Raw genomic sequence first — 13,115 nt, forward strand, 5'->3', positions numbered from 1 at the left:
CGAATCAAGAATGCGAGCACCGGTGCAGATGAAGCGGCCTCGGAGCAAGAACGGCACGCGGAGCCAGACCCCCGGTGCGGTGCCGACCCCGGACGGCGCCGCGGCGCCCACCGGCAGCGTCCCCGACGGCAGCACCTTCGCCGGCAGCGCCCCCGCCGGCCGCCCCAAGCGCGTCCGCAACCGTCTCGTCGCCGGTGTCGCCCTCGTCGGCATCACGGTCCTCGTCGCCGGAGCGCCCGCGGTCCTCGCCGCCTCCACCGAGCTCAACGACACCCAGAGCCTGGTCACCCTCGCCGAACTCGACCGGCAGGCCGTCACCCTGGCCCACTCGCTCGCCGACGAGCGCGACGAGGTCGTCGCCTACATCGCCGCCGGCCGCGACGCCCAGAGCGGCGAGGCCAAGCGCAAGCGCCAGATCACTTCCACCCGTTCCACCCGTGTCGACCGCCAGATCGACGAGATCCGCCCCGCCGCCTCGGCCGAGCTCCGCCGTGACCTCGCCGGCGTCCCCTCCGTCCGCCGGTCCGCCCTCACCGGCAAGGGCACGGCCCTGGAGGCCCACCGGGCGTACTCGGAGGTCATCACCAAGCTCCAGGCCCTCGCCGACGAACTGGCCGACAGGACCCCGGCCCGCGCCTCCGACACCGCGCTCACCGAGGCCACCCGCGCCCCCGCCGCCCTCAGCCGCGCCGTCGAACAGGCCTCCGCCACTCGCGGCCTGCTCCTCGCCGCGCTCTCCGTGCCGCAGCCCGAGCCCACCGGCGAGGTCCACTACGACGCCGAGACCGGCACCTACGTCCCCGACGAGCCCGAGGGCGCCGCCGAGGCCGACCGCGCCCGCGACACCCTCACCGCCGCCGCCCAGCAGGCCCGGGTCCGCGAACTCGCCGCCCTCGGCGACTTCGACCAGGCCGCCGGCACCGCCGCCCGCGACGCGATCGCCACGACGGTCACCGGTCCCGACGTCAAGAGCGCCGAGCGCTCCCTCGCCTCCCTCACCGACCAGCCCCGGCTGACCGAGACCGAGCGCGAGGCCGACCCGGCCGGTCTGGAGGCCGCGCTGTCCTCCCGCATCGAGCAGATGCGCGGCGTCGAGTCCCGGCTCGCCGCCGAACGGGTCGAGCACTTCGCCGCCCTCCGCGACGACGACGTCACCGCCCTCGAACTGCGCATCGCCTTCCTCGGCGGCTGTCTGCTCGTCGCGATCGGCATCTCCACGTACGTCGCCCGCACCCTCACCCGGCCGCTCGCCGTCCTCCGGATCGGCGCCGCCCGGCTCGCCGCCGCCCCCGAGCCCGGCGCCGAGGAGCTGGTCCGCTTCACCGGCCGCAACGACGAGTTCGCGCAGGTCGTCCGCTCCCTCAACACCCTGCACGGCAAGCTCGCCGGCCTCGCGGCGCAGACCGAGCGGCTCACCGACGACCGGACCGACCTGGCCGCCGCCAAGGAGTCCCTGGGCGCCGAGCTCGCCACCCAGCGCGCCGAACTCCAGGGGCAGGTCGCGCTCCTCACCGCCGACCTCGAACGGTTCAGGAGCACCGTCCACCACACCTTCGTCAACCTCTCGCTGCGGAGCCTGGGGCTCGTCGAACGACAGCTCGGCGTCATCGAGAAGCTGGAGGAGCGCGAGCAGGACCCGGACCGCCTCGCGACCCTCTTCAAGCTCGACCACATGGCGACCGTCATGCGCCGCCACAGCGAGAACCTCCTCGTCCTCGCCGGGCACGAGCACGTCCACGGCCACGCCGGGCCCGTCCCGCTGGTCGACGTGCTGCGCGCCGCCGTCAGCGAGATCGAGCGGTACGAGCGGGTCACCATCCAGTCCCTGCCGCCGCACGCCCAGGTCGCCGGCTTCGCCGCGGACGACCTGAGCCACCTCGTCGCCGAACTCCTGGAGAACGCCACCTCCTTCTCGCCGCCCGACGCCGAGGTCCAGCTCTCCGGCTGGCTCCTGGAGTCCGGCGAGGTGATGCTCTCCGTGCAGGACGCGGGCATCGGCATGACCGCCTCCCGGCTCGCCGAGCTCAACGCGCGCCTGGCCGAGGCCGACCCCGCCGCCTTCGAGGGCGAGGGCCTCGGCATGCGGGTCATCGCCCTGCTCGCCGCCCGCCACGGCGTCCGCGTCGAGCTGCGCGAGCAGCAGCCGGGCGGCACGGCGGCCGTCGTGGTCCTGCCGCAGCCCCTGCTCCCCACCGCCCTGCCGACCACCGTGACGGAGCCGGTACGGGTGGCGGGCGCGGCGCCCACGCTGCACCTGCCCGGCTCGGCCGCGGAGGCCAACTCCAACACGCTGCCGTCCCGGAACCGCGACCCCCTCGTCGAGGCGGCGGAGCGGGCGTTCCTCGCGGCCGAGGTGACGGCGGGGCGGGAACAGCGGGACCAGGAGCAGGACCGGGCCCCGGAGCGGGAGCCGGCGGGGGAGCCGGAGCCGCAGTACGACCCGGCGGCGCAGGCTCCGTACGAGCCGGAGCCGCAGGAGCCGTCGTACGAGCCGGAGCCGCAGGAGCCGTCGTACGAGCCGGAGCCGCAGGAGCCGTCGTACGAGCCCGAGCCTCAGCAGTCGTACGAGCCCGCTCACGCCGAGCCCGCGCCCCACGCCGAGCCCGGGCTCACCCACCACGAGCCCGAGCTCACCCGCGACGAGCCCGCCGTCCTCGGCGAGAGCGTCTCCGAGACCACGCTCCAGGTCCGGCTGCCCGACCCGCCGCCGGAGCCGGACGCCCACGAGCGCGCGGCGGACGTCACCGCTCCCGCCCGTCACGAGGAGCTCCTGGCTCCGCGGACTCCCGTCGCCCCCGAGCCGGTCACCGACCAGCCGGTTCCCGGGCCGCGTACCCCGCAGGGGGAGCGCCTCACCGACAAGGGCCTGCCCAAGCGCACCCCGCAGGTGGTCCGGCCCGCCGGCGCCGCCGCGCCCCCCCGGCAGGGCGGCGTGGACGCGGAAGCCCTGCGCCGTCGGCTCGGCGGCTTCCACCAGGGCGCCAAGGCCGGGCGCCGCGACGTGGAGGCGGAGATGGAGACGGCGCGGATAGATGACGTAAAGACTGCACGTACAGAGGAGATGACGGGGGACACAGTCGAGGAGGCACGCAGTTGACTGCGACGGGAACGTTCGGACTGAGCACGGAAGCCCGCAACCTGCAATGGCTGCTGGGGAATCTGGTGGAGGAGGTGCCCGGGGTCCACTCGGTCGCCGTCGTCTCCTCCGACGGCCTGATGCTGCTCTCGTCCGACCCGGCCGCCCAGCAGAGCACGACGGTCGCCGCCGAAGCCGGCCGTCCGAACGGGCCGCGCGGCTCCAGCGCCGACCTGGCCACCATCGTCTCCGGCATCGGCAGCCTGACCATCGGCGCCGCGCGCCTGATGGACGGCGGCGGGGTCAAGCAGACCATGGTGGCGATGGAGGAGGGCAGCGTCTTCGTCATGTCGATCAGCGACGGCTCGCTGCTCGGCGTCCACGCCACGCCCGACTGCGACATGAGCGTGGTGGCCTACCACATGGCGCTCTTCGTGGGCCGCGCCGGTCACGTACTCACCCCCGAAGTCCGCAGCGAGCTGCGCAAATCGATGGAGAGCACCCAGTGACGTCACTTTCTTCGGGGTTCCACGCCCACCGGCTGCCCGTACGAGGAGATGGACGCCGCCCCGCGCGCGTACGCCCGTACTCGCTGACCGGCGGGCGTACCCGCTTCGGCCATGTCCTGCTCGTCGAGACCTTCGTGGCGGCGCTCGAAGCGCCCGCCGTGCGCAAGCTCCTGACGGACGGCGGGCCGGGCGCCCGCGGTCTGATGCCGGAGATGCGGGCCATCGTCGAGATCTGCCGTCGGATGCGGACGGTCGCGGAGATCTCGGCGCTTCTGAAGATGCCGTTGGGGGTCGTCCGGGTGCTCCTGAGCGACCTGGCCGACCAGGGAAAGATCCGTGTGTACGGGACCGGTCACGGCACCGGGCAGCCCGACCGCGCGCTCCTCGAAAGGGTGCTGAGTGGACTCCGTCGTCTCTGACGCCTCCGCCGTCTCCGATGCCGACACCGGATCACCGACGGTGACGGGCATACCCGCGCAGCCCCAGGCCCCCGCGGCCGACCTGTTCCGGCGAGATGCGACCGCATCCGCCGCGACCGCGTCGGCCACCGCCGGGCCCGACGCCGAGGACGGCGCGCAGGACTGGCAGCTCGATCACACCCGTGCCCCGATCGCGACGAAGATCGTCGTCGCGGGCGGCTTCGGCGTCGGCAAGACCACCTTCGTGCGCGCGGTCTCGGAGATCACCCCGCTCCAGACCGAGGCGCTGATGACCCGGGCGAGCGAGGAGACCGACGACCTCACCGCCACGCCGGACAAGCTCACCACCACGGTGGCGATGGACTTCGGCCGGATCACCCTCGACAACGACCTGGTGCTGTACGTCTTCGGTACGCCGGGACAGCAGCGCTTCTGGTTCATGTGGGACGACCTGGTGCGCGGGGCGATCGGTGCGATCGTGCTGGCCGACACACGGCGGCTCACGGACTGCTTCCCGGCCCTCGACTACTTCGAGAGCTGCGGGCTGCCGTACATCGTGGCCGTCAACCACTTCGAGGGGACCGAGCTGTTCGAGGCGGACGACGTCCGTGAGGCGCTGACCGTGCCCGCGGACGTCCCCGTGGTGATCATGGACGCGCGCAAGCGGTACAGCGTCGTCGAGAGCCTGCTCGCGATGGTCGCCCACGCGCTGGAACACACCCCCGAATAGATCGCCCAGCTCTCCCCGTCACGCCAGGAGCACCACCCATGCGGAAGATACTCATAGTCGGCGCCGGCCAGTCCGGTCTGCAGCTCGCCCTCGGACTCCAGTCGTCGGGGTACGAGGTCACCCTCATGTCGAACCGGACGGCGGACGAGATCCGGGCCGGTCGGGTCATGTCCACCCAGTGCATGTTCCACACCGCGCTCCAGCACGAGCGGGACCTCGGCCTCAACTTCTGGGAGACCCAGGCTCCGCGCATCGAGGGCCTCGGCGTCTCGGTCGCCGCCCCCGACTCCACCCGGGCGATCGACTGGGTCGGCCGGCTCGACGGGTTCGCGCAGTCGGTCGACCAGCGGGTGAAGATGGCCGGCTGGATGGAGACCTTCGCCCAGCGCGGCGGCCAGCTGGTGATACACGGCGCGGCCGTGAGCGACCTGGACTACTTCTCGCGCAGCTACGACCTGGTGCTGGTCGCGGCGGGCAAGGGCGAGCTGGTCTCGATGTTCGGCCGGGACGCGTCCCGTTCGCCGTACGTCGAGCCGCAGCGCGCGCTGGCCGTCGCGTACGTCCACGGTCTCGGTCCGCGTCCGGAGCACCCGGAGTTCGACGCGGTGCGGTGCAACGTGGTCCCGGGCGTGGGCGAGCTGTTCGTCATGCCGACGCTGACGATGGGCGGCCGCGCGGACATCCTCTTCTGGGAGGGCGTCCCCGGCGGTCCGCTCGACGCCTTCAAGGGCGTCAAGGACCCGGCGGAGCACCTGTCGCTGACCCTGGAGCTGATGGAGAAGTTCACGCCCTGGGAGTACGCGCGGGCCACCAAGGTCGAACTGACCGATGCGGGCGGCACCCTCGCCGGCCGGTACGCGCCGACGGTCCGCAACCCGATCGGCCGGCTTCCCGGCGGCGGCCTGGTCCTCGGCGTGGCCGACGTGGTCGTGGCCAACGACCCGATCACCGGCCAGGGTTCGAACTCGGCGTCGAAGTGCGCGGCCGCGTACCTGGCCGCGATCTTCGAGCAGGGCGACAAGCCCTTCGACGAGGAGTGGATGCGGTCGGCCTTCGACCGCTACTGGCAGACGGCCCAGCACGTCACCAAGTGGACGAACGCGATGCTGGCGCCGCCGCCGGAGCACGTCCTGAACCTCCTGGGCGCGGCGGGCCAGCTCCAGCCGGTCGCCGACCGCTTCGCGAACGGCTTCAACGACCCGTCGGACTTCGAGAACTTCTTCTTCGACCCGGAGAAGACGTCCGCGTACCTGGCGGAGGTCGCGGGCGGCTGACCCGCGGACGGCGTCCTTCGACGGCCGGCACCCGGGCTCGAAGCCCGGGGCGCCGGCCGTCGGCCCTCCCGTGACCGGCCTTCCCGTGGCCGGTCGCCCAGGGATCGGTCGTCCAAGGGGATCGGTCGCCCAGGGATCGGCCGTCCGGTGGCCGTCGGAAAACGGATCGAGTTGTCCCGCCCCGTGCCCGATCATGTGTCCATGTCTCAGACGAACACCCTGGCCCGTGTGGACACCGACCTCGACGCCGGGCGGATCCCCATGGCGCGGCAGCGGCTGCGTGGTCTGGTCTCGTCGTTCCCGTACGACCTGTCGTTGCGGCGCCGGCTCGCCGAGGTGTACCGGCTGTACGGGGACGCGGCCCAGGCAGGGCGCTGGATGTACCTCGAAGAGGACCGGGACGCGGAGGAGACCGCCGCCTTCGAGAAGCGCTACGGAACTCCCGGCTGGCGGATGAAGGCCCTCGCCTGGCGCGGGCCCGAGGCGCTGGCGGAGACCTCCTTCGCCGCCGGGCAGCTCGCCGCGGTGCGGACCGCCTGCGCCGGGCGGCTCGGACACCCCGTCGACTGGGACGACCCGGACTCCTACGCGGCGGACCGGGGCGAGGAGGCCGACGCGCCGGAACCCGGAGGCTGGACCCTCTCCGGAGTGGTCGCGGGCGCCGGTGCCCTCGCGGGCACCGTCGTCATGGTGGGCGTCTGGGTGTACGGGCTCATCTCGCTCTTCTCGTAGCGCCGGGCGGCCTCCGCCCGGCGGACCGCCCACGGCGTCAGCAGACCCGTCAGGGCGAAGAGCACGCCGACGACGTACCAGCCGGGGCGGCCCCAGCCGATGCACAGCGCGATGAGCAGGCCGGGCCCCACCGCCTCGGAGAGGCCCGCGCCGAGACCGAAGACACCCAGGTACTGGCCGGTCGCGCGGGGCGGGGCGAGGGCGTACGACACCTCGAAGCCGCCCGCGGAGTGCCACAGTTCGCCGATCGTGTGGACGACGACGGCCGTGAGGAGCAGGCCGATCGCCACCGCCGCCGGCGCGCCCGCCGAGAGCGGGACCAGCGCGCAGGAGACGAGGAACGCCGCTCCGGCGCGACGGTAGGCGTGACCGCCCGCGCGCGGCGAGTCGATGCCCCGGCTCGCCCGCACCTGGAGTCCCACGACGATCACGGTGTTGGCGAGCATCGTGCCCGAGACGAGCCAGTGCGGGGCGCCGGTGGACCCCACCAGCCACAGCGGGATCGCCACCGTCAGCACCTTGAACTGCATCGCCATCACCCCGTCGAGCGCGGTGAGCGCGAGGTACGGCCGGTCCCGCAGCGCGATCCACCGAGGCCCCCGGGCGACGGGCGCGGGCGCCACCGGCGGCAGCAGGGCCAGCACGACGGCCGAGGCCCCGAAGGCCAGCGCGTTTCCCAGTACCAGGAGTTGGTACGCGCCGAGCGTGCCGACCTGGACCGCCCAGCCCGCGAGGAGAGCGCCCAGGGAGATGCCGACGTTGGTCACGGCCCGCAGATAGGCCCGGAACTCCTGCGGCCGCTCCCCTCCGTAGTGCCGGACGAGGGGCGCACGCGCGGCCAGCCCGGCGGCCTTCGCCCCGGTGGCCGTCGCGACCGCGAGCACGAACGGCCAGAAGCTGTCCGCGAACACGAAGGCCGCGGTCGCCGCCGCCTGTACGGCCAGCGTCGCCACGTACACGCCCCGCGCCCCGCAGCGGTCGGCGAGATGGCCGACCCCGATCCCCACGGCGAGGGAGAGGGCCCCGGCGATGCCGAGCCCGAGTCCGACCGTGCCGGCCGGCAGGTGCACGGCCTGGGTGAAGTACAGGACTCCGGCGGTCAGGAAGAGTCCACTGCCGACGGTGTTCACGAAGTTGGACGCGGCGAGGGTGCGTTGGGGTCCGGTGGAGGGCAGCAGTCCGGGCATGACGGGGCTCCGCGTCCGTTCGGGCAAGAAGCGGCGAGTAAGGACCCGTATAGCTTGTTGCATATTACGTGCGCGAGCAAGAGGGTTGCTGTGGAGGGCAGTTGACGCTCAGCCGTGGTCGTACCCCTCGTCCCCGCCGTCCCTCGCCCCGGCCGGCAGCACCGGCGGGGCGTACGCGGCCAGGGCCTCCCCGTCCGGATCCGGGCGCACCGCCCCGAGCAGCGGGTTCGCCGCGATCGGGGAGACCTTCACCTTCCCGCCGGGCCGCGGCGCCTGCACCACCAGGCCCTCGCCCAGATAGACCGCCACATGGGTCGCGCCGGGGAAGTACACCACCAGGTCCCCGGGACGGAGCCGCGCGAGCGGCACCCGGGGCAGCGTCGCCCACTGCTCCTGGCTCGTCCGCGGCACCTCCAGGCCCGCCGCCGCCCAGGCCTGCTGCGTGAGCCCCGAGCAGTCGTACGCCTCCGGGCCCTCCGCGCCCCACTCGTACGGCTTGCCGATCTGGCCCACCGCGAACCGCAGCGCCTCCGCACCCGCCCCGGACGGGGTGCGCCGCCCGTCCAGGACACCCGAGTCGAGCAGCTCGCGCTGTGCGCCCGCCGTCTGGACCCGCTCCAGCTCGGTGAGCCGGGCCAGCTGCTCGGGGGAGAGCGCGGCGAGCAGCTTCTCGACCTCCGCGAGCCGGGCCCGCACCTCGTCGCGCCGGGTGCGCCGCGCGGCCGCGAGGGTCTGCTGACGGTCGAGGGCCTTGCGCGAGGCGCTCGCCAGGCTGCCGGCCTGCCGCTCGGCCTTCTCGAGCCGCGGCACCGCCGAGGCCCGGTCCCGGGAGGCCCGCGCCATCAGATGCCCCTGGTCGAGCGCCGACTGGGGATCCGGCGCGAACAGCAGCCGCAGGTAGGAGGAGAACTCGGACCCGCCCCGGTACTGGTCCCGGGCGATCCGCCCGGCCGCGGCCCGCCCCTGAGCCAGCGCGGTACGGGCGGAGGTGAGCCGGGCCGTGACCCGCTTGGTGTCGGCGGTCTGGAGCTTCAGCGCCTCCTCGGCGGCGTTGAACCGCTCGGTCGCCTCCTCGGCCTGCTGGTAGAGCGTCCGCATCCGCGCGAGCAGCGCGGTGACGGAGTCGCCGCCGGGGGGAGGGAGGGCGGAGGCGTCGTCGTCGGTGGCGGGAGGGTCGGATTCGGGTGGGGCGGTGGGGGCGTCGGGGGCGACCGGCGTGACGGGATCGGCAGGGTCCTGCGAGGTCGCCGCCGCGGCAGCGGGTGACGCGGTCGCGTCCGGTGCAAAGGGTTTCGGGCCGACCGGCTCCGCGTCCGGGTCGACCGTCTTCGGGCCTTCGGGTTCCGCGTCCGGGTCGACCGCCTTGGGGCCGTCCGGTTCCGCGTCCGGGTCGACCGGTCCGACCGGTTCCGCGGCCGGGTCCGCCCAGGCGATCGGTGCCTCGACCGGAGGATCGGCGGGCGGTTCCGGGGCCGCGGCGCTCACCGGGAGGACTCCGGTGAGGGCGGTCGCGGCGGCCAGGGCCCCCGTGCAGACCGTACGCAGCAGTCTTCGCGACACGTCACCACCTCCATGGGGATGATGACGTGTCACATCATGCGATTACCGTACGAATGGGGGTGAGTCCGGCGTCCTCACTCGTTCGGCGCAGCGCCGTCCCGGGGAGGGGCCGTGCCGGTGTTCGGCTTCGACCACGGCCACTTCAGCTCGCGACGCTCACGGCCCTCGGGGGCGTACGCGTAGACCCAGCCGCGCTGGAGGCCCAGTCGCTTCGTGTAACCCGCCGGCTCGCGGCGGTAGGTGTGGAGGGTAGGGGGGTTCCCGTCGTGGGCCGGGACCGGGATCTCGTACCACTTCGGCGGATGACCGGTCGGGCCCAGCAGGATCGGCAGGACCCGGCCGTCGAGGGGGCCGCCACGGAAGGAGGTGTTCTGGCTTCTCACCCCTCCAGTGTCCCCTCCGGCCCCGCTTCCGGCTCAGAGCAGACGGGCGGCCTCGCCGACCACCGGGATCACCCGGCGGGCCAGCCGGCCCACGGGTCCCTCGGGCGTCTCCTCGGCGAGGAGACGTCCGACGACCCGCGCGGTCTCCTCGTCGCTGGCCGTGCTCGCGGCGAGGAGGGCGATGAGATGGTCCACCAGCCACTCCCGCAGCTCACCGGCCGGGGGTCGCTTGTCCTCGTCGAGCCAGATGAGGGAGGCGGCCTCCACGGCGGCGATCCAGGTGCGGACCAGCATGCTGAGGCGGGGGCCTGGGCGGTCCACGCCGAGGTGGACGAGGATCTGCTCGGCGGCGGCGCGGCGGACCTCGTCGACGATCGCGGTGGTACGGGAGGTCTCGGCGACGCTGCCCCCGCGGAGGAGGGCGCTGAAACCGGCGTCGTGCTCGTCGACGAAGGCCAGATAGCGGTCGAGCACCCGGCCGAGCCGCTCGGTGGGCGGCCCGACCGGGGGCTCGGTGAAGCAGTGGTTCAGGGCGTCGGCGGAGGAACGGAGGGCGGCCTCGTAGAGCTGCTGCTTGCCGCCGGGGAAGTAGCGGTAGACGAGGGGCCGGGAGACGCCGGCCGCCTCGGCGACGTCGTCGAGGGAGACGTCCTCGGGGGTGCGGTGGGCGAAGAGCTCCTGGGCGGCCTCGAGGAGCTGGCCGCGACGCTCCTCGACGCTGAGCCTGCGGTACGCGGGGGTGGCGGCGGCAGTCATGCTCCGCAGCGTAGCCGGACCCCTCCGGGCCCCCGGCCCCGCAGGCGAAAGGGGACCCCTCCGAGCCCTCGCCCCGCAGGCGACGGGGGACCCCTCCGAGCGCCCCGCCCCCGCAGGCGAAAAGGGACCCCTCCGAGCCCCCGCCCCCGCAGCGCGACGGCGGACGCCTCAGGCCAGCAGGCCCGACGACCTCCACAACCGTCGTCCCACCCCCCGCAACACCCCGATGTCGTCCAGGAAGTCCGTCAGGCGCCGCGCCCCGGACTGCATGACCTCGCGGCGGTGCCCGCTCGCCCTCACCTGGGCGACCGCCTCCCGCCGGTCCAGGCCCACCGCCTCGTACACCTGCGGGTTCACGAAGCAGGTCGAGAAGACCCGCGCCGCCTCTCCGCAGCTCACCCGCGTGAACTCCTGCTCCCAGCGCGGCGCGGTCACCATCTGGCGGCGCAGTTCCTCGCGGGCGTACCGCACATGCCGTGCCTCCTCGACCACGTGGATGCGGGTCACCCCGCGCACCAGCGTCTGCACCCGCTCGTCCGGGAACGTCAGCCGCTGCATCCAGTCGAGGATCTCCTCGCCGAGCAGCGTCGAGGCGAACGAGCCCGGGGTCGTGGACACGGTCTTCAGCAGGCGCGCGAGGTTGTGGTAGAGCCGGGGCACCGGGTACGCGGGCGTCCCGCCCTGCTGGATCAGCCGCGCGAACATCATCGAGTGACGGCACTCGTCCGCTATCTCGGTCAGCGCGTACCGCACGTGATGGCTGGTCAGCGACTTGTCGTAGATGTGCCGGACGAGCAGCTGCATCAGGATGATCTCGAACCAGACGCCGAGCGACGCGAGCGACGCCGCCTCGTGGCGCGAGAGCGCGATCCGCTGCTCCTCGGACATCGTGCGCCACAGCGGCGTGTCGTACAGGGAGAGCAGCTCGGGCGGCCAGAACCACTTGCCGTCCTCGAACGGCGCGTCCCAGTCGAGTTCGACGTCCGGGTCGTAGGAGTGCTTGCGGGAGGACTCCAGGAGTCGTTCGGCGACCTGCTCGCGGTCGCGCAGCGGCCCCAGGGCGTCCCTGAGGAGGCTGAAGTCCGGTTCCGCGGACTTCGTGGTCGCCGGGGACTCGGTGAAGGGGGTCATGGGGGCGCACCTCGCTGTGCTCGTCGCGACGGCGTGACGTTACCGATGGTCACCACTTATCAGACTGCCCGTCAGTAGCGTCGTCAATCCCTTGTGCGCGACTTGTTGACGATCCGTCTACCAACGTGTGAGCCTGGCCTGGCCACAGGACTCGCACCACGGGAAAAGGCCCGACCCCCCAAGGAGGCGTCAGTGTCGACGCGCGACCTCTACACCACGGCCCCGTCCACCCCGAGCTGGCAGGTCCCCGCCACCGGCGCCGCCCGCTTCTCCTGGGAGTACGAGGAAGGCCGCGAACGCCTCCTCGCGCTCTACCAGAAGGGCAAGGACAAGCAGTGGGACGGCGCCACCCGGATCGACTGGGACCTGGAGGTCGACCCGTACGACCCCCTCGGCACCCCCGACGAGGTCCTGACCCTCCACGGCACCCGCCACTGGGCGAAGATGACCGAGAAGGACAAGGGCGACCTGCGCCGGCACTACTCCTCCTGGCAGTTCAGCCAGTTCCTCCACGGCGAGCAGGGCGCCATGATCTGCGCCGCCCGGATCGTCGAGTCCGTCCCCGACCTGGACGCCAAGTTCTACTCGGCCACGCAGACCATGGACGAGGCCCGGCACGCCGAGATCTACGGCCGCTTCCTCCACGACAAGATCGGCATGCTCTACCCGATCAACGACAACCTGCAGAGCCTCCTCGACGACACCCTGCGCGACTCCCGCTGGGACATGCCGTACCTCGGCATGCAGGTCCTCATCGAGGGCCTCGCCCTCGCCGCCTTCGGCATGATCCGCGACACCACCGACAAGCCCCTGCCCAAGCAGATCCTCGCGTACGTGATGCAGGACGAGGCCCGGCACGTCGCGTTCGGACGGATGGCCCTGCGCGACTACTACGGGCAGTTGTCCGATGCCGAACTCCGCGAACGCGAGGAGTTCGTCATCGAGGGCTGCTACCTGATGCGCGACCGGCTGCGCGGCGTCGAGGTCCTGGAGAACTTCGGCATCCCGCGCAAGGAGGCGGAGGAGCTGACCGAGCAGAGCGAGTTCCTCCACCTCTTCCGCAAGCTGCTGTTCAGCCGGATCGTCCCCTGCGTCAAGGACATCGGCCTCTGGGGCGAACGCCTCCAGAAGGCCTACCTCGACATGGGCGTCTTCGACCTCGGCGACTCCAACCTCGACCTCCTCATGACCCAGGACGAGGAGATCGCGGAACAGCTCGACGCGGAGCGCTTCGCCAAGGAGGAGCAGGCCCGGGTGGCGGAGGTCGCGGACGCGATCGCGGACGGGGCGGCGCAGGGCTGACCGGGCCCCGCGGCGCTGACCGAGTCCCGTGGCGCTCACCGGGCCCCGTGGCGCTC

11 protein-coding genes and 1 pseudogene are annotated in these 13,115 nt (G+C 73.0%); 7 read left to right on the forward strand and 5 right to left on the reverse strand.

The window, feature by feature from the left end; translation table 11 throughout:
- Positions 1 to 10: 10 nt before the first annotated feature.
- From ACFQ79_RS07465 to ACFQ79_RS07490, 6 genes are all read left to right on the forward strand, one after another.
- On the forward strand, positions 11 to 3,097 hold the full coding sequence (locus ACFQ79_RS07465; RefSeq protein ID WP_383580001.1) for a nitrate- and nitrite sensing domain-containing protein: 3,087 nt from the start codon (positions 11 to 13) through the stop codon (positions 3,095 to 3,097).
- Complete coding sequence (locus ACFQ79_RS07470; protein ID WP_383580003.1) at positions 3,094 to 3,585, forward strand: roadblock/LC7 domain-containing protein; 492 nt, start codon at positions 3,094 to 3,096, stop codon at positions 3,583 to 3,585. The genes ACFQ79_RS07465 and ACFQ79_RS07470 overlap by 4 nt, the downstream gene beginning before the upstream one ends.
- Positions 3,582 to 4,004: a DUF742 domain-containing protein gene (locus ACFQ79_RS07475; RefSeq protein ID WP_266969239.1), complete on the forward strand. Its 423-nt coding sequence runs from the start codon at positions 3,582 to 3,584 to the stop codon at positions 4,002 to 4,004. The genes ACFQ79_RS07470 and ACFQ79_RS07475 overlap by 4 nt, the downstream gene beginning before the upstream one ends.
- Positions 3,985 to 4,734, forward strand: a complete 750-nt coding sequence (locus tag ACFQ79_RS07480) for an ATP/GTP-binding protein (RefSeq protein WP_383580005.1) — start codon at positions 3,985 to 3,987, stop codon at positions 4,732 to 4,734. Before ACFQ79_RS07475 ends, ACFQ79_RS07480 begins: the two co-directional genes overlap by 20 nt.
- A gap of 38 nt (positions 4,735 to 4,772) precedes the next feature.
- On the forward strand, positions 4,773 to 6,008 hold the full coding sequence (locus ACFQ79_RS07485) for a styrene monooxygenase/indole monooxygenase family protein (protein ID WP_383580007.1): 1,236 nt from the start codon (positions 4,773 to 4,775) through the stop codon (positions 6,006 to 6,008).
- A 201-nt stretch (positions 6,009 to 6,209) separates the two neighbouring features.
- Positions 6,210 to 6,740, forward strand: a complete 531-nt coding sequence (locus ACFQ79_RS07490; RefSeq protein WP_383580008.1) for a DUF6584 family protein — start codon at positions 6,210 to 6,212, stop codon at positions 6,738 to 6,740.
- A gap of 326 nt (positions 6,741 to 7,066) precedes the next feature.
- Here ACFQ79_RS07490 and ACFQ79_RS07495 read toward each other — a convergent pair.
- From ACFQ79_RS07495 to ACFQ79_RS07515, 5 genes and pseudogenes are all read right to left on the reverse strand, one after another.
- Positions 7,067 to 7,990: pseudogene (locus tag ACFQ79_RS07495) on the reverse strand (MFS transporter); the annotation flags it as partial.
- 45 nt (positions 7,991 to 8,035) lie between these two features.
- A complete protein-coding gene (locus tag ACFQ79_RS07500) occupies positions 8,036 to 9,487 on the reverse strand; it encodes an NlpC/P60 family protein (protein WP_383580009.1) in 1,452 nt (483 codons plus the stop codon).
- Between the two features lie 74 nt (positions 9,488 to 9,561).
- The gene (locus ACFQ79_RS07505; RefSeq protein WP_383580010.1) at positions 9,562 to 9,870 is read right to left on the reverse strand and encodes a hypothetical protein; all 309 of its coding nucleotides are present in this window, start codon (positions 9,868 to 9,870) and stop codon (positions 9,562 to 9,564) included.
- A gap of 33 nt (positions 9,871 to 9,903) precedes the next feature.
- Complete coding sequence (locus ACFQ79_RS07510; protein WP_383580011.1) at positions 9,904 to 10,626, reverse strand: TetR/AcrR family transcriptional regulator; 723 nt, start codon at positions 10,624 to 10,626, stop codon at positions 9,904 to 9,906.
- Positions 10,627 to 10,794: 168 nt separating this feature from the next.
- Positions 10,795 to 11,757, reverse strand: a complete 963-nt coding sequence (locus ACFQ79_RS07515) for a diiron oxygenase (RefSeq protein ID WP_383580012.1) — start codon at positions 11,755 to 11,757, stop codon at positions 10,795 to 10,797.
- Between the two features lie 192 nt (positions 11,758 to 11,949).
- Here ACFQ79_RS07515 and ACFQ79_RS07520 point away from each other — a divergent pair, with 192 nt between their 5' ends.
- A complete protein-coding gene (locus ACFQ79_RS07520) occupies positions 11,950 to 13,059 on the forward strand; it encodes a ferritin-like domain-containing protein (RefSeq protein WP_383580013.1) in 1,110 nt (369 codons plus the stop codon).
- Positions 13,060 to 13,115: the final 56 nt, after the last annotated feature.

This window comes from Streptomyces sp. NPDC056480 (genome assembly GCF_042795405.1).
Taxonomy (GTDB): domain Bacteria; phylum Actinomycetota; class Actinomycetes; order Streptomycetales; family Streptomycetaceae; genus Streptomyces.